This is a genomic window from Agrobacterium sp. LAD9, from assembly GCF_003031125.1.
In the GTDB taxonomy this organism is placed as follows: domain Bacteria; phylum Pseudomonadota; class Alphaproteobacteria; order Rhizobiales; family Rhizobiaceae; genus Agrobacterium; species Agrobacterium radiobacter.
On record NZ_PHGS01000003.1, the window covers coordinates 37,907 to 53,985 of the forward strand.

The window sequence follows — 16,079 nt, forward strand, 5'->3', positions numbered from 1 at the left end:
CAAATGACTTTTAAAGACAAGCCGAAGCGTGACGGCGGCAAGACAATTAGCCGCGACAAGAAGCCGAAAGGCCCCGGCAAGCCCGCCGCAGAGCGCGAAAAGAAACCGACCGAGGCAAAGGCCGCCCCGGCGCCGGAAACCGTTGGCGGCTCCAAGCCCGAGCGCATTTCCAAGATCATGGCGCGCGCAGGTGTGGCCTCGCGCCGCGATGTCGAGCGCATGATCATGGAAGGCCGCGTGTCGCTGAACGGCGTCAAGCTGGATACGCCGGTGGTCAACGCCACGCTGTCGGACAAGATCGAAGTCGACGGCATGCCGATTCGCGGTGCCGAGCGCACGCGCCTGTGGCTCTATCACAAGCCCGCCGGTCTGGTGACGACCAATTCCGACCCGGAAGGCCGCCCGACCGTTTTCGACAATCTGCCGAGCGAACTGCCGCGCGTTCTGTCCATCGGCCGCCTCGATATCAATACCGAAGGCCTGCTGCTGCTCACCAATGATGGCGGTCTTTCCCGCGTGCTGGAACTGCCGACCACCGGCTGGCTGCGCCGTTACCGCGTCCGCGCCCATGGCGAGGTCGATCAGGCAGCGCTCGACAAGCTGAAGGAAGGCATTGCCGTCGATGGCGTGCTCTACGGCGCAATCGACGCGACGCTCGACCGTACCCAGGGTCACAACGTCTGGATCAGCATGGGCCTGCGTGAAGGCAAGAACCGCGAGATCAAGAACGTGCTCGGCGCACTCGGCCTCGAGGTCAACCGCCTGATCCGCGTTTCCTACGGTCCGTTCCAGCTCGGCGATCTCGCCGAAGGCAAGGTGCTGGAAGTGCGCGGCCGCATGCTGCGCGACCAGCTCGGACCGCGTCTGATCGAACAGGCCGGCGCCAATTTTGACGCGCCGATCTATAATGCGCCCGTTGAAGACGAGGAAGACAACACGCCGAAGCGGGCGGTGAAGTCCGAATGGGCAAAGAGCGATGCGCCGGAAGGCAAGCCGCGTTTCGACAAGGCTGCCGGCAAGCCGGAAGACCGTCGCGAAAAGGCGCTCGGACGGCTGGATACCAAGCGCGGCGACAAGCCGGCTGGCAAGTTCGGCTCCAAGCCCGCCGGGAAATTTGGCGCAAAGGGCCGCAGCGAGGATGATGGCGACGACCGCCGCCCACGCCAGCCCGCCGGCACCAGCCGCACGGCCAATGTCTGGATGGCGCCCGGTGCAAGGCCCACCCGTGATGGCAAGGAGCGCAAGTCTTCCGCCCGCGCGGAAGCCGAAAACCTCTTCAAGAAGCCTTCCGCCCAGGACGAGGCGCGCCGCAACGTTGTGCGGCATGCGGATGCCGAGGGCGAGTGGATCCGCTCAGATTCCCCCCGCGAAGAAGAAGGTGGCCGCGGACGCGGCGACCGTCCGCGCGGCGAAAAGAGCTTTGGCGATCGTGGTGGCCGCGGCGGAAAGCCGTTCGGCGACCGGCCATTCCGCGACAAGCCGCGTGAAGAAGGTGATCGCCCGCGTGGCGACCGTCCGCGCGGCGAAAAGAGCTTCGGTGACCGCCCGGCGCGCGGCGGCAAACCTTTCGGCGACCGGCCGTTCCGTGACAAGCCGCGTGAAGAGGGTGATCGTCCGCGCAGTGACCGCCCACGCGGCGAGAAGAGTTTCGGTGATCGCACCGCCCGCGGTGAAAAACCTTTCGGTGACCGTCCGTTCCGTGACAGGCCCCGTGAAGACGGTGAGCGCCCACGCGGCGAGCGCCCGGCGGGAGACAAGCCTCGTGGCGGCAAGCCGGGCGGTAAACCCGGATTCGGCAAGCCGTCCTTCGGGAAATCGGGCGAGCGTGGCGAACGTTCTGGTTTCTCAGGCAAGAGCAAAGGCCCCGGTGGTCCCGGCGGCGGCAAGCCGGGCGGCAAAGGCCCGGGTGGCAAACCTTCTGGAGGCAGGGGAATGACACGTAATGCGGATCGTAGGCGGTGAGTTCCGCGGCCGGACACTGGCCGCGCCGAAATCGAATTCCATTCGTCCGACCATCGACAGGACGCGGGAAAGCCTCTTCAACATTTTAAGCCACGCCTATCCGGAAAGTCTGGACGGCACGCGCGTTCTGGACGTTTTTGCCGGAACGGGCGCGGTTGGTCTGGAGGCGCTTTCGCGCGGCTGTCGTGTGGCGCTCTTCGTCGAAAACGGCGTGGAGGGCAGGGGGCTGCTCTGGGAAAATATCGATGCGCTGGGTCTGCATGGCCGCGCCCGCATTTTGCGGCGTGACGCCACCAAGCTCGGCGGCGTCAACAATATCGAGCCCTTCGATCTTCTGTTCGCCGACCCGCCCTATGGCCATGGCCATGGTGAGAAGGCTTTCTCGGCAGCCCATGGCGGCGGCTGGCTGACACCTGGCGCGCTTGCCATTCTGGAAGAGCGCGGCGATGTGGCGGTGAAGGTCGATCCGGTATTCAAGCCGCTCGAAAGCCGCATCTTCGGCGACACGAAAATGCATTTCTACCGCTACGAGCCCTAGAACCTTTCCAGGAAAAGTGGAGCCCGGTTTTCCGTCCGGAAATGCGGCAGAACAAAGAGTTGGAGTGTTTTCGCGATTCGAAGAAAAGCGAAAACACTCTAATAGGAACACCTCCCGTCACGCCACGGTCTTGTCTTGTTTGCCAAATAGGCAGAGTCTTTGCTGCGGAAAGAATTTGGGTGTTCGCATGGAGCAGGGTGTAAACGAAAGCGTCACGATCGTCCGCGCCGGGGAAGAGGTTCTCCAAGTTGACGGCGCGGGTGGCCACGAGCCGACATTCGGACTGGCGCTCGGCGGCGGCGGGGCGCGGGGCATCTGCCACATCAACGTCATCGAGGCGCTGGACGAACTCGGCATCCGGCCCGTCGCGATTTCCGGTTCTTCCATCGGCTCCATCATCGGCGCGGGCATGGCAGCCGGCATGACCGGCCGCGAAATCCGCGAATACACGCTTGAACTCATGGGACGAAAGGGCTCGGTCGCCAACCGGCTCTGGAGCCTCGGCCCGGCATCGATGCGACACGCGGTGGACGGTTTTCGCCTTGGGCAGTTCAACCTCGAACTCATTCTGCACGCGCTGATGCCGCAGGCTCTGCCGAAGGATTTTTCGGAGCTTGCCATTCCGCTCAAAGTGATAACCACAGACTATTACGCGCAGACCGAAGTGGTGGTGGAACGCGGGGAGATCATCCAGGCGCTGGCGGCATCCGCGGCCATTCCGGCACTGTTCATGCCTGTTCGTATCGATGGCCGCATCATGATCGATGGCGGCATCTTCAACCCCGTGCCCTACGAACATCTGCTGGATCGGGCCGATATCGTCATCGGCGTCGATGTTGTCGGCGGCCCCGAAGGCGACGGCACCACCATGCCGAACCGGCTGGACAGTCTGTTCGGCGCCAGCCAGCTGATGATGCAGGCGGCAATCGCCCTGAAACTGAGGCTACGCCCGCCGCATATTTTCCTGCGCCCGCCGGTGCACCGTTTCGGCGTGCTGGATTTCCTGAAGTCCGAGGAGGTGCTGAACGCGTCGGCTAGCATCAAGGACGACCTGAAACGGCAGATCGACATGCAGGTGGAGCTGTTTCATCGCGGGCAGGGTGTGGAGGCTTGAGCGGTACGTCCTGGATATTCGCTGGGAAACAAGTGGCGCTCTTTCAGCCATCGCCTTTGAATCACAGCGAAACTTCCGTCTCGCTCTCCTCCGAACCCTCTTCCTCCTCCCACTTTTCCGCCTTGGTCTTCGGCTTCATCAGCGGTTCCGGCTTCACCTCGCGCACCGGCTTGTTGTGCAGCATCTGCCGGCCGGCGGCGAGGCCTTCGACGGCCTGAAGCTCCAGCCGCTGCTCGTCGCGTTCGCGAATATCGTCGGCGATTGCCAACGCCCTTTCGCCGTCCATGTCCAGCCCCTCCAGAATGCGCCTGCCGAACAGCAGGCCGGATTCCAGCGTCTCGCGGATTTCATATTCCACGCCTCTTTTCCTGAGGTCGAGGGAATGCACGCGGTCATAAGAGCGGGCATAGATGCGCACGCTTGGAAATTCTGACTGGATCATGTCGATGATACGGTCGGTGACCTCCTTTTTATGGGTACAGACCGCCACGAGATCGGCCCTTTCTATGCCGGCGGCGATCAGCACGTCCTTGCGGGTGCCGTCACCGAAAAAGATGCGAAAGCCGAAGCGGGCGGCCTGACGCACACGGTCGGCGGAACTGTCGATGACGGTTACGTCGCGCCCGCCGGCGAGAAGGATTTGCGAGGCGATCTGGCCGAAACGGGAAAAGCCGATCATCAGCACATCCGCGCCCGCCCCGTCGAAATCCTCTTCCAGCTTGTCCTCTTCCGCATCCTCCGCCGTCAGCCGCCGCGAAATCACGGCCAGAAGCGGCGTCAGCGCCATGGAAAGCGTGACAACGGCAACGAGGATCGAGGCGGTTGCCTGCGGAAACAGCCCGGAGGCCGCCGCCGTGGTGAAAAGCACGAAACCGAATTCGCCGCCCTGCGCCAGAAGCAGCGCAATCCGGCTCGATGCATAACGCGAGGAGCCCGCGATGCGGCAGAGGCCATAGATCAGGGCAGCCTTCACCGCCATCATCGCCGGCACGGCGATCAGGATGAGGACGATGTGCTCATAAACGATATGGATGTGCAGTGACATGCCGACGGCCATGAAGAACAGCGCCAGAAACAGCCCGCGGAACGGCTCGATATCGGCCTCCAGCTCATGGCGATAGGAAGATTCCGACAGCATCAGCCCCGCCAGCAGCGCACCCATGCCCATGGAAAGCCCGACCATCTCCATGGCCGCGATCATCACTTCACGCGCACCCGTGCGGGCGATGATCTGGAACATCGGCGTGAGCAGGTAACGCCCGGCCAGCACCATGCCCGCCACAGCAACGACGGAGGCGATGAGATCGGACACCATCGAATCCGTCGGCACATCCGGGCGGTTGGAAAGAATGGTGACGAGGGCAAGAAGCGGCACGATGGCAAGGTCCTGAAACAGCAGGATAGAGAAGGACCGGTTGCCATGCCGCGTATTCATGTCGCCGTCATCGGCAAGGATTTGCAGCGCAAAGGCGGTGGAGGAAAGCGCAAGACCGAAACCCGCAACCACGCTTCCCCGCCAGTCGATCAGCCCCGCCCACCATGCAATGGCCGCCAGCACGCTGCCGGTCACCAGCACCTGAGCCAACCCCAGGCCTAAAATATCGCGCCGCATCTGCCAGATGCGTGAAGGCTTGAGTTCAAGGCCGATGATGAAGAGCAGGAAAACGACGCCCAGTTCCGAGACGTTGAAGATGTCCTTCGCATCCGTGACCAGATGCAGGAACGGGCCGATGATGATGCCGGCGACCAGATAACCGAGCACGGTGCCAAGCCCGAGCTTGCGGAAAACGGAGGCCGCGATGACTGCGCCGGCCAGAAGCAGCAATGGTTCGGAAAAGAGAGCGTCGTGCTCGGTCATGCGGGCGGACTTTCGAATAGGGTGGCGACAAAACCGTCCGAATGGAGAAAGCGGCGTTTCGCCCTTGATGCGGGGTTGCTGGCACAATAAATGGAACAGGAATGAAAGGCCAACTCATGTCCTCAGAAATAGATTCTTCCAAACTTCTCGATCGCGCCAGCGAACTTGTCGATCTTGCCCGTGCCGCCGGTGCGGATGAGGCGGATGCCGTTGTCGTCCGCTCGCGCTCGCAGTCGGTCGGCGTGCGGCTCGGCAAGGTGGAAAGCACCGAATCCTCCGAAAGCGACGATTTTTCCCTGCGCGTCTTCGTTGGCCGCCGGGTGGCGAGCGTGTCCGCCAATCCCGGCTTCGATCTGAAGACGCTGGCGGAACGGGCCGTCGCCATGGCCAAGGTCTCGCCGGAAGATCCCTTTGCCTGCCTGGCGGACAAGGAGCGGCTTGCGACGTCGTATGACGATCTCCAGCTTTTCGATGCGACTGAGGTCTCGGCCGATCAGCTGCGTGAGGCAGCCCTTGCTTCTGAAGAAGCAGCACTCGGCGTCAAGGGCGTCAGCAATTCCTCCGGTGCGGGTGCATCAAGTGGCATGGGCGGTCTCGTCCTCGCTACGTCACACGGTTTTTCCGGCAGCTATATGGGCAGCCGCTTCAGTCGCTCCGTCAGCGTCATCGCCGGCGAAGGCACGAAGATGGAGCGCGACTACGATTTCGACAGCCGCCTTTATTATGCCGATCTGGATGCGGCCGAAGAGATCGGCCGCCGCGCCGGTGAAAAAGTCGTGCGGCGTGTCGGCCCGCGCCAGGTCGATACCGGCAGCAACATCACTGTGGTTTTCGATCCACGCATCGCCCGCGGCTTCGTCGGTGCGATTGCCGGCGCGATCAACGGCGCTTCGGTTGCCCGCAAGACCAGCTTCCTGCGCGATAAAATGGGTCAGCAGGTTCTGAAAAAGGGCCTCTATCTCACCGACGACCCGCAGATCGTGCGCGGCCCGTCCTCGCGTCCCTTCGATGGCGAGGGTGTCAGGGGCGAGAAGATGACGATGATCGAGGACGGTGTTTTGAAGCACTGGTTCCTTTCCACTTCGGCGGCGCGGGAACTTGGCCTTGAAACCAACGGGCGCGGCGTGCGCGGCGGCACGGCGGTTTCGCCGGCCTCTACCAATCTCGCGCTGGAGCCGGGCGATCTCTCGCCGGAGGACTTGCTGAGGCAGGTCGGAACCGGCTTTTACGTCACCGAGCTGATCGGCCACGGGGCCAATATGATCACGGGTGAATATAGTTGCGGCGCCAGCGGTTTCTGGATCGAGAATGGCGAAAAGACCTTCGCGGTTTCCGAGGTCACCATTGCCTCGAACCTGAAGGACATGTTCATGCGGGTCACGCCGGCCAATGATATCGATCGCAAATACGGCGTCGCGGCCCCGACGCTCGCCATTGAAGGCATGACGATCGCGGGCAAGTGAGGCGGCCTGCGGGTTGTTTTCGCCGACACTTTATGTGCAAGTGCGAAGAGAAAAACGGGCGCGCCGTTTGAGGCGCGCGGAAAAGACGGCAAAATGAACGATATGGCTGAAGCCCGCTGGGCCTCCGATCTGCGGCTGGTCCTTAAAGCCGCCCGCAAGGCGGGTGAGACGGCCCTCGGTTTCTTCCGCAAGGATCCCGAGGTCTGGTGGAAAAATGGCGGGCTTTCGCCGGTCAGCGCGGCCGATTACGCCGCCAATGAAATCCTCGAAACCATCCTGCGCTCCGCCCGGCCGGATTATGGCTGGCTTTCCGAAGAGACGGATGACGATACGGACAGGCTTTCCCGCTCCACCGTCTTCGTCGTCGACCCCATTGACGGTACCCGCGCCTTCATCGGCGGCCGGGATACATGGTGCGTCAGCGTCGCGGTGGTGCATGAAGGCCGACCGGTGGTCGCGGCTCTTGTCGCCCCGGCGCTTGCGGAGGAGTTTACCACATTTGAAGGTGGTGAAGCTCTGAAGAACGGGTCACCCGTTTTTGCCGCGCGCGAAAATGCCGGCATCTTCCATCTGGCAGCGCCCGAAGACGTGATCACGCATCTGCCGGAAGAGGTGCGCTGCACCGTCAAACGCATTCCACACGTGCCCTCGCTCGCCTACCGGCTGGCCATGGTGGCGGATGGCCGCATCGACGGAACGCTGGTCAAGGCCAACTCGCACGAGTGGGATCTGGCCGCCGCCGACCTCATTCTGGAGAAGGCCGGTGGTCGTCTGGTCGGGCTCGATGGAAAACCTCTGATGTATAATCGCCGGCAGGTTAACCACCCCGCATTGTGCGCTGCAGCAGATTATGCGCTGCCTGCACTTTTGAAAGCGTTTTCACATCTGTCTGACAGTTGACGTTTGCCGGGAAATCCCGCAGATGAAGGCCTCTCTCAGCGTTTAAGAAAGAGACTAAGAAATGACGGAATCTGGCAAACCGAAACAGCTGCTGCACCTCGTCTTCGGCGGCGAACTTGAAAACCTTCAGGATGTTCAGTTCCGGGATTTGAACGCGCTCGATATCGTCGGCATCTATCCGGACTATGCTTCCGCGCTCACCGCATGGAAGTCCAAGGCGCAAATGACTGTTGATAACGCCCATATGCGTTATTTTATCGTGCATATGCACCGTCTTCTCAATCCGGACGATAAAATTTGAGTCCTTTTGCCCTTGCGTTGTAATACTATTGGGTGAAGGCGAGCTTTCCCGTGATTCCTGCGCGAGCGGCGCAGGCCGGGAATGCCGTTGCGAGAAAATGTGATCGCGCTTTCGTTTCCGATGACAAAAAATGACGCAATTTAAGAAGAAGTAGGCGGCGATAACAACCAGAACAGGGGCAGGGCATTGCGCGGAATGATCAAGGGCAGAATGTCATGAGCAGCCGTCTCGCACGTTTCGCTCTTTCCGGTTACCGCATTGCCGGTATCGCCGCGTACCCGTTCGCCAAGCCCTATCTGTCCTATCGGGCCGCGAAGGGCAAGGAAGACAAGCGCCGCCGGCTCGAACGTTTCGGTTATGCGAGCGCCGAGCGCCCGCGCGGCCCGCTCGTCTGGTTCCACGCCGCAAGTGTCGGCGAAACCCTTGCCCTCATCCCGCTGATCCGTGAAATCCGCAAGCGCGATATCTTCGTGCTTCTGACCACCGGCACGGTCACCTCGGCCGAACTGACCCGCACCCGGCTCGGCGATGACGTGATCCACCAATATGTGCCGCTCGACATCAAGATCGCGGTCAATCGCTTCCTCACCTACTGGGCGCCGGATGCCGCCATCACAGCGGAATCGGAAATCTGGCCGGTGACGATGATGGAGCTGGAGCGCCGGCACATTCCGCAGATCCGGGTCAATGCCCGTCTCTCCGACCGTTCCTTCGACCGCTGGAAAGCCCGGCATGATATTGCGGAATCGCTGTTTTCAAAGCTGGCGCTGGTGGTTGCTCAGTCCGATCTCGATGCCGAACGTTTCCGTGATCTCGGCTCCTGGCCGGTGGTGATTTCGGGCAATCTCAAGGGCGATACCGACCCGCCGCCCTGTGACGAGGCGCTTCTGGAGCACTATCGCAAGCAGGTCGGCAATCGCAAGACATGGGCCGCCATCTCCACTTTCGACGGCGAGGAGAAGGCTGCCGCCACCGTGCATGCGGCGATCAAGTCCCGCAATGGCCAGTTGACCATCATCGTGCCGCGCCATCCCGAGCGCGGCGATGATGTGGAAGCCATGCTGAAGGGCATGGGGCTCACCGTGGCGCGTCGCAGCCGCAATGACGTGATAACGCCGGAAACCGATATTTTCCTCGGCGATTCCATCGGCGAAATGGGGCTTTACCTGCGGCTGACCGAACTTGCCTTTGTTGGCCGCTCGCTGACGGCCGAAGGCGGGCAGAACCCGCTCGAGCCTGCGATGCTCGGCTGCGCCGTCCTGTCAGGCGCGCATGTGCAGAATTTCCGCGAAGCCTATCAGAAGCTCATCCGTGCCGGCGGCGGTCGTATCATTCGGGATGTCGAGATGCTGGCCAAGGCGGTGCATTACCTCCTGGTCAACGACAATGAGCGTTACAAGATGATCGATGCGGGCAACCGGGTCATTCAGGATATGCGCGGCGCGCTGTCCTCCACCGTCAAGGCGCTGGAGCCCTATATCAATCCGCTCACCGTTTCCGCCAAGCTGCAACCGCGGAGCGCCATCGGTTCATGGTAGCGGATATCGAACTCAACGCGGCGCAATCGATCGCCGCAGTCCTTTTCGACAAGGACGGAACGCTTTTAGGCTATGACGCCAGCTGGGGACCGGTGAACCGCGAACTTGCGGCCATCGCGGCCAAGGGCGATCCCGTTCTCGCCGACCGGCTTCTCTCCGCCTGCGGCATGGACCCCGTTACCGGTCATGTGGTGCCGGACAGCCTGCTGGCCGCCGGCAACACGGCGGAAATTGCCGCCGGTCTGGTTGCCGCGGGCTCGCCCTGCGATGTCGGGGAACTGACTGCTCGCCTTGACCGGCTGTTCACCGAGGCTGCGGATAAATCCGTGCCGGTGACCGATCTCAAGGCATTTTTCGCAAGGTTGAAGGCGCGCGGCTACAAGCTCGGCATTGCCTCCAGCGACAATGAAAACTCCATTCGACAGACGGCCATCCGCTTCGGTTTCGAAAACGACGTCGATTTCGTCGCGGGATATGACAGCGGTTACGGCACCAAGCCGCAGCCCGGCATGGTTCTGGGATTTTGCGAGGCGATCGGCTTCCCGCCGGAACGCGTGGCCGTTGTCGGCGACAATAACCACGATCTGCACATGGCGAAAAATGCCGGAGCCGGTCTGCGTATCGCCGTCCTGACGGGAACAGGCTCGCGCGAAAGCCTGGGTGCGGATGCTGATTATTGTTTCGAGGACATTACCGCTCTCGAAGCGCTTTTGCCGGAACGGGCTCTCTGAACCCGGTTAGATTTCCGCCGGGCCCGGCATGGCCCGGTGGAACCGTCTAATCCATTTTTGCAATTTACGGTTTTTTCTGGCAAACAACCTCCCTGACATGTGACAAGCGAACGGAATGCCGTGGGCGACGCGGCCGGGAGCGGGAATAGATGGTTTCTGAAGCGCCGCCGTTCTGGTGGCAGAAAGCGGGCTGGCAGGCGTGGCTCCTGTCTCCTTTCTCGCTTCTTTACGGGAAGGTTGCCGGCCGGCGGATGCGGACAGCGAAACGGGCAAGTGTTCCCGTTCCGGTCATCTGCATCGGCAACTTCACCGTGGGTGGCGCCGGCAAGACGCCGACAGCGATGGCAATTGCGAGAGCCGCCGTTGCAAAAGGCCTGAAACCCGGATTCCTCAGCCGCGGTTATGGCGGCACGCTTGACGTTACCACCCTTGTCGATCCCGGACAGCACCGCTCCGCCGATGTCGGAGACGAGCCGCTGCTTCTGGCGCGCGAGGCGATCACGGTCATTTCCCGCAAGCGGGTGGAAGGTGCGCACCGGCTGGTGAAGGAAGGCGTCGATCTCATCATCATGGATGATGGTTTCCAGAGCGCGCGCCTGACGCTGGATTATGCGCTGGTTGTCATCGATACGGTGCGCGGCATCGGCAACGGCCATCTCGTGCCGGGCGGTCCGGTAAGAGCGCCGCTTGCCGAACAGATGCGGCATATGACCGGGCTCCTGAAGGTCGGCAAAGGCCATGCGGCCGATGCGCTGGTCAGGCAGGCGGCAAAGGCTGCCAAACCCGTCTTCGTTGCGGCGATCACCCCACAGGAGCCGCAGGACTTCAGGGGAAGGCGCGTGCTGGCCTATGCGGGCATTGCCGACCCGGCCAAATTCTTCAGAACCGTCGAGGCGCTCGGCGGCGAGATCGTGCTGCAGCGCTCTTTCCCGGATCATCACCACTTCAGCGACGACGAGATCGCCGATCTTCTGCAGGACGCCGGCAAGCAAAATTTGCAGCTGGTGACGACGGCCAAGGATGCGGTGCGGCTCAACGGCCACCACGGCCGGGCGGAAGAATTACTGTGGAACAGCCTGGTGATCGAAATCGACATGGTGTTCGATGACCCCAACGCGGCCACGACGATCATCGAGACGGCGGTAGGGAACTGCCGCGCGCGTTTGCTGCGGGAAAATGCGCGGACGTCGCTTTAAGCTTTTTCCGAATGTAAGCCGCCCGCCACCTTACCTCTCCTCATTCCTGTGCTTGTCACAGGAATCCAGTCGACACGCGTCTGCGTGGCGGGAAGAGCCTTGTCAGCCCAAGGACTTGGGCTGGCTGGATCCCTGTGACGAGCACAGGGATGAGGGTGGAGAGTTGAGCAGTCTCAGCGTGAAAAAGCCTTCTCACGCATGGCTCTTTATGGGCGTGCTTCCGCGCCCTTATCAGGCGGGCAAATTACCAGCCTTCTTTTCGGCCTCCAGCGAAGCCGCCGCATCCACATAGGCTTCCTGCCTCGCCACGCTCCAGTAGCGCAGCTCATCAACCGGGATTGTCTTGCCTGTCATGGCGCAGATGACATGCGAGCCGGTCTGGACGATGCGGAAGTCACCGTCGAGATATTCGATGACGGCGAGGCGGTTGCCGCCTCCTTCAAATCTGTTCATCCGTTTTCGTCTCCTGCTCTGTCCTGTCAGGGCACCCAGTCCGAAACGGCGTAGCGTTTTCCTGAACAATCCGGATGCTCCAGTATCCTGAATTTATATAGCCCGGCGCGGCGCAAGGCCAGCCCCGCCTGCTTGCGGCTGGATGAAGGTGTCAGCTGCGGCCGAAGAGCCGTTCTATATCGGAAAGTTTCAGTTCGATATAGGTCGGTCGGCCATGATTGCATTGACCGGAACCCGGCGTGTTTTCCATCTGCCGTAGAAGCGCGTTCATCTCTTCCGGCCGCATACGCCGGCCGGAACGCACCGAGCCGTGGCAGGCCATGGTGGCCGCGACATATTCCAGCTTGTTGGCAAGCGTGGAGGCGGCGTCCCATTCGGCGATCTCGTCGGCAAGCTGACGCACCAGCCCCTGCACATTGACCTCACCCAGCATGGCAGGTGTTTCCCGGACGGCGACCGCGCCCGGCCCGAAACGTTCGATGACGAGCCCCAGTGCATCGAACCCGGCGGCGTGATCCATCAGCCGGTCGCAATCCTCTTCCGGCAGGTCGATGATTTCAGGGATGAGCAGCACCTGCGACGGCGGACGCCGGGAATGCAGTGCATTGCGCATTTCCTCAAACACCAGCCGCTCATGCGCGGCATGCTGGTCGACGATGACAAGGCCGTTTTCCGTCTGGGCGATGATGTAGTTCTCGTGCAGCTGCGCCCGCGCGGCGCCGAGCGGGTAAAGCACGGGTTCCGGCGAGGGGCTCGCGGCGGTCTCGTAAATCTCCCGAGGCTCGGCCCGCGCCGTCGGCATGGTGATGTCGGAAAAGCGCGATTGCACCGCCTCGGCAAATTGCATGTCCCCGGAAACCGCAAGCGGCCGCGACGGTGAGGTGGCGGCGGACCACGGCGCGGCTGCTGCCATGGAAGGCGAGGGCCTGAGGCCGGACGGGCTATAGCCGGGGCGGAACGCATTCATCATCTGGCTCGCGCCCGTCGTCGCGGCCCTGTCGCCGTCGCGCGTCAACGCCTGGCGGATCGCCCCGACGATCAGCCCGCGAATGAGGCCGGGATCGCGAAAACGCACGTCGGATTTCGCCGGATGCACGTTCACATCCACAAAGGCGGGGTCAAGCGTGATGGACAGCACCGCGACCGGATATCGCCCATGCGGCACTGTTTCGGCATAAGCGCCGCGAATGGCGGATAAAAGCAGTTTGTCCTGCACCGGGCGGCCATTGACGAAGACATATTGATGCGCCGAGTTGCCGCGATTGAAGGTCGGAACACCGGCAAAACCGGTCAGCGTCACATCCTCGCGCCCGGCATCGATCTCGATGGCGTTGTCCTTGAACTCGGCACCCAGAATCTGCGCCATGCGGGCCAGATGATCGTCGCCGGTCGAAGGAATTTCGAGCGTCGAACGGTCGGTGCCTGATAGCACGAAACGGATATGCGGGAAGGCGATCGCCATGCGCTTGACGACTTCGGTAATCGCGGCCGCCTCGGCCCGTTCCGTCTTCAGGAATTTCAGCCGCGCGGGGGTGGCGAAAAACAGGTCGCGCACCTCGACGATTGTGCCGGCATTCGAGGCGGCGGGCCGGACATCGGAAACCTTGCCGCCGGTAACGGAAATCACCGAACCCTGTTCCGCGCCCTGTTGGCGGCTGGTAATCGTCAGCTTGGCGACCGAGCCGATGGAGGGCAGCGCCTCGCCACGAAACCCGAGCGTGCGGATATCATCCAGCGTATCGGAAATTTTCGAGGTGCAGTGACGCCGCACCGCAAGCTCCAGATCGGCAGGTGACATGCCGGAACCGTTATCGGTAATCCGCACCAGCCCCTTGCCGCCGCCCGCCGTGGCGATCTCGATCCTGGTCGCGCCTGCGTCGATGGCGTTTTCCACCAGTTCCTTCGTGGCGCTGGAGGGTCTTTCGATGACCTCGCCGGCGGCGATCTGGTTGATAAGGGTTTCTGAAAGCTGCTTGATGGCCATGATCGTCATTTTCGCGGATTCGCTACGGCTTCGAAAGCAAAAAACTCGGGCTGTGGAAATTTGCACATGTTTTACGGTCCCTTGGGCATTTGATCATTTCGGTCAACATGGCGTTAAGCGTTAATCCGCCTTTAATCGGCCTTGATTATGGTGAGGCGGCTTGAAATGACCGCAGGAACGGGGCCGCCTTCGCCGGGCGGCGTGTGACGTCGACTATGGGTGAGCGTCATCTTCCCCTCAAGACTGCTTCAAGTTGCAAACCCTGATGTCTCTTTTTCGGAATTTTTCGTTTCATCCCGGCATTTGCCCTGGACGATTCCACTAGAAACATAAGCCTGACCCCTGAAAAACAGGCGGGAGTTTGCAGTTGAGTGATTTGGCGTCCTCTGGCGCGGGCGTTCATACGGTGATGCTTGATGCCCTTTGCGACGCGCTTGGCGCGGCGATCGTCGTTTACGACCGTAATGATCACATTATTTTTGCAAGCCGGAAACTCCTCAGCTTTTTTCCGCTGGAAGAGGCCGTTATCGGCCCGGGCGCGCGGCTGCGCGACTATCTGAGCGCGCTATATGATTGTTATCTGCTCGAGGCGGAAAGCCTCTCCGCCAATGCCCGCCCGCTCGGCCGGGAGGAATGGATCGGCGAGCGGCTGGCGCTGCACTGGAAGGAAAGATCGGAAAAAACCGAACGGCTGAAGGGAGAGCGCTTCCTGCGCTTCGTCATGAACCGCCTGCCGTCCGGCCTCGGCATCAGCGTGGTTGCCGATATTTCCGAACAGAAGAAACGCGAAGAGCAATGGCGCATCGACCTTGAGCGCGTACAGCTCGTTGAGGAAATTCTCGACAATCTGCCATTTCCCGTCTTCGTCAAGGATCGGAACATGGCCTATGTCGCCCTCAACAAATCCGCCAGCGCCCTGGTCGAAACCAGTCCCGAGAGCATTCTCGGCCGTACCGTTTTCGATCTCCACTCGCGCAAGGTCGCCGGACGGATCGATGCCGCCGATCGTATAGTGCTGGATAGCGGTACGCCGGCTGTCATTCCCGAAAGGGTGCGACGCCTGAATGGCGAAGAGGTGCTGACAATCACCCGCAAGCAGCGTGTGGGCCGGCCCGGCCGATATTTCCTGGTGACGACGATGGAGGACGTGACCGCTCTTGCCACCATCGATGCCAATGGCACGCCCGTCATCCCCTCGCTCGAACATGTTCCTTTCGTGGCCTCCATCTATGGCAGGGACGAGGAAACGGACAATCGCGGCGGGGTTTTAAAGAGCAAGGCGGTGTTGGTCGTCTCTGAAAACGGGCGCTTTGCGGAAGCCGCCGGTCGTCTTCTGACCGCGGGCGGCATGGACCATGCGGCGGTGACGAGCGAGGACGAGCAGCGCGCATTCATCGATGTCGCGGCTTCCGCCGGTGTGAGCATCGATGTGGTCGTTGTCGACGCCCAGATGAGCGTCGCTTGCCTCGATATTGCTGCCGCGCATGATCTGCCCGTCGTCACCATCGAGGAAGAGGAGATAGATGCTTCCCTGCTGCATTATCTTGCGGCCGGGTTGAAATCCTCCCCGAAGGAGAAAACCGCTGACGAGGACTGGGAGATCATGACGGAGGATCTGCCCGAAATACTCAAGACCGGCGGCGTCTGCGAGATACTTCTCGTCGAGGATAACAGGGTTAACCAGATCGTCTTCTCGCAGATACTCGAAGGCCTGGGGCTTTCCTGGCGGCTCGCCACCTCTGGCGAGGAAGCCTTGCGTCTCTTTGTGGAACAGCCGCCTTCCGCCGTCCTGCTCGACACGACGCTGGGCGATATCGACGGCTTCGAGGTCGCCCGCCGCATGCGCGGCCTGGGCGGCGAGAAACATATTCCCATCGTCGGTGTCATCACCCACGCATTCGAGGGCGATCTCGACAAGTGCCGGGCCTCCGGCATGGACGACATGCTGCTGAAACCCGTCAGTCCTGACATGGTCGAGGCTGTTTTCCTGCGGCTTTTCGGCAAGGACGCCCTGCGGCTGCAGGCCTGAAATTGCCATTGC

13 protein-coding genes are annotated in these 16,079 nt (G+C 61.7%); 10 read left to right on the forward strand and 3 right to left on the reverse strand.

What is annotated here, in order from left to right; translation table 11 throughout:
- The first annotated feature begins 3 nt into the window (after nt 1-3).
- From DA915_RS03410 to DA915_RS03425, 3 genes are all read left to right on the forward strand, one after another.
- Nucleotides 4-1,962 (forward strand): pseudouridine synthase, encoded by a 1,959-nt coding sequence (locus DA915_RS03410; RefSeq protein ID WP_003503168.1) that lies wholly within the window; start codon nt 4-6, stop codon nt 1,960-1,962.
- The gene (rsmD, locus tag DA915_RS03415; RefSeq protein ID WP_003503166.1) at nt 1,943-2,500 is read left to right on the forward strand and encodes a 16S rRNA (guanine(966)-N(2))-methyltransferase RsmD; all 558 of its coding nucleotides are present in this window, start codon (nt 1,943-1,945) and stop codon (nt 2,498-2,500) included. Before DA915_RS03410 ends, rsmD begins: the two co-directional genes overlap by 20 nt.
- 187 nt (nt 2,501-2,687) lie before the next feature.
- Nucleotides 2,688-3,614 (forward strand): patatin-like phospholipase family protein, encoded by a 927-nt coding sequence (locus DA915_RS03425; protein WP_003503164.1) that lies wholly within the window; start codon nt 2,688-2,690, stop codon nt 3,612-3,614.
- Between the two features lie 61 nt (nt 3,615-3,675).
- On the opposite strand, the gene DA915_RS03430 is transcribed toward DA915_RS03425, so the two are convergent.
- A complete protein-coding gene (locus DA915_RS03430) occupies nt 3,676-5,472 on the reverse strand; it encodes a cation:proton antiporter (protein WP_107675165.1) in 1,797 nt (598 codons plus the stop codon).
- A 116-nt stretch (nt 5,473-5,588) separates the two neighbouring features.
- On the opposite strand from DA915_RS03430, the gene DA915_RS03440 reads away from it, so the two are divergent.
- From DA915_RS03440 to lpxK, 6 genes are all read left to right on the forward strand, one after another.
- Entirely contained in the window at nt 5,589-6,935 is a 1,347-nt protein-coding gene (locus tag DA915_RS03440) for a TldD/PmbA family protein (RefSeq protein ID WP_087744264.1), read from the forward strand.
- 93 nt (nt 6,936-7,028) lie between these two features.
- Nucleotides 7,029-7,835 carry a 3'(2'),5'-bisphosphate nucleotidase CysQ gene (locus DA915_RS03445; RefSeq protein WP_107675167.1) on the forward strand — a complete coding sequence of 269 codons (807 nt, stop codon included), beginning with the start codon at nt 7,029-7,031 and terminating at the stop codon, nt 7,833-7,835.
- 61 nt (nt 7,836-7,896) lie between these two features.
- Nucleotides 7,897-8,136, forward strand: coding sequence for a DUF4170 domain-containing protein (locus tag DA915_RS03450; RefSeq protein WP_003503155.1), 240 nt, complete (start codon nt 7,897-7,899; stop codon nt 8,134-8,136).
- Between the two features lie 215 nt (nt 8,137-8,351).
- Nucleotides 8,352-9,674 (forward strand): lipid IV(A) 3-deoxy-D-manno-octulosonic acid transferase, encoded by a 1,323-nt coding sequence (waaA, locus tag DA915_RS03455; RefSeq protein WP_020010543.1) that lies wholly within the window; start codon nt 8,352-8,354, stop codon nt 9,672-9,674.
- Nucleotides 9,668-10,405 carry an HAD family hydrolase gene (locus DA915_RS03460; protein WP_003503151.1) on the forward strand — a complete coding sequence of 246 codons (738 nt, stop codon included), beginning with the start codon at nt 9,668-9,670 and terminating at the stop codon, nt 10,403-10,405. Before waaA ends, DA915_RS03460 begins: the two co-directional genes overlap by 7 nt.
- 149 nt (nt 10,406-10,554) lie before the next feature.
- Nucleotides 10,555-11,601: a tetraacyldisaccharide 4'-kinase gene (gene lpxK / locus DA915_RS03465; protein ID WP_080865888.1), complete on the forward strand. Its 1,047-nt coding sequence runs from the start codon at nt 10,555-10,557 to the stop codon at nt 11,599-11,601.
- A 231-nt stretch (nt 11,602-11,832) separates the two neighbouring features.
- Here the strand turns inward: lpxK and DA915_RS03470 are convergent, their stop codons facing one another.
- Nucleotides 11,833-12,054, reverse strand: a complete 222-nt coding sequence (locus tag DA915_RS03470; RefSeq protein ID WP_003503147.1) for a DUF2093 domain-containing protein — start codon at nt 12,052-12,054, stop codon at nt 11,833-11,835.
- A 151-nt stretch (nt 12,055-12,205) separates the two neighbouring features.
- Complete coding sequence (gene mutL / locus DA915_RS03475; RefSeq protein WP_107675168.1) at nt 12,206-14,038, reverse strand: DNA mismatch repair endonuclease MutL; 1,833 nt, start codon at nt 14,036-14,038, stop codon at nt 12,206-12,208.
- Between the two features lie 409 nt (nt 14,039-14,447).
- On the opposite strand from mutL, the gene DA915_RS03480 reads away from it, so the two are divergent.
- The gene (locus DA915_RS03480; protein ID WP_192886398.1) at nt 14,448-16,067 is read left to right on the forward strand and encodes a response regulator; all 1,620 of its coding nucleotides are present in this window, start codon (nt 14,448-14,450) and stop codon (nt 16,065-16,067) included.
- The last annotated feature ends 12 nt before the right edge of the window (nt 16,068-16,079 follow it).

Bases quoted from the DNA above. Each gene is read 5' to 3' on its own strand.
- DA915_RS03410 (WP_003503168.1), top strand. From the start codon at position 4: ATGACTTTTAAAGACAAGCCGAAGCGTGACGGCGGCAAGACAATTAGC.
- rsmD (WP_003503166.1), top strand. From the start codon at position 1,943: ATGCGGATCGTAGGCGGTGAGTTCCGCGGCCGGACACTGGCCGCGCCG.
- DA915_RS03425 (WP_003503164.1), top strand. From the start codon at position 2,688: ATGGAGCAGGGTGTAAACGAAAGCGTCACGATCGTCCGCGCCGGGGAA.
- DA915_RS03430 (WP_107675165.1), bottom strand. From the start codon at position 5,472: ATGACCGAGCACGACGCTCTCTTTTCCGAACCATTGCTGCTTCTGGCC.
- DA915_RS03440 (WP_087744264.1), top strand. From the start codon at position 5,589: ATGTCCTCAGAAATAGATTCTTCCAAACTTCTCGATCGCGCCAGCGAA.
- DA915_RS03445 (WP_107675167.1), top strand. From the start codon at position 7,029: ATGAACGATATGGCTGAAGCCCGCTGGGCCTCCGATCTGCGGCTGGTC.
- DA915_RS03450 (WP_003503155.1), top strand. From the start codon at position 7,897: ATGACGGAATCTGGCAAACCGAAACAGCTGCTGCACCTCGTCTTCGGC.
- waaA (WP_020010543.1), top strand. From the start codon at position 8,352: ATGAGCAGCCGTCTCGCACGTTTCGCTCTTTCCGGTTACCGCATTGCC.
- DA915_RS03460 (WP_003503151.1), top strand. From the start codon at position 9,668: ATGGTAGCGGATATCGAACTCAACGCGGCGCAATCGATCGCCGCAGTC.
- lpxK (WP_080865888.1), top strand. From the start codon at position 10,555: ATGGTTTCTGAAGCGCCGCCGTTCTGGTGGCAGAAAGCGGGCTGGCAG.
- DA915_RS03470 (WP_003503147.1), bottom strand. From the start codon at position 12,054: ATGAACAGATTTGAAGGAGGCGGCAACCGCCTCGCCGTCATCGAATAT.
- mutL (WP_107675168.1), bottom strand. From the start codon at position 14,038: ATGGCCATCAAGCAGCTTTCAGAAACCCTTATCAACCAGATCGCCGCC.
- DA915_RS03480 (WP_192886398.1), top strand. From the start codon at position 14,448: ATGCTTGATGCCCTTTGCGACGCGCTTGGCGCGGCGATCGTCGTTTAC.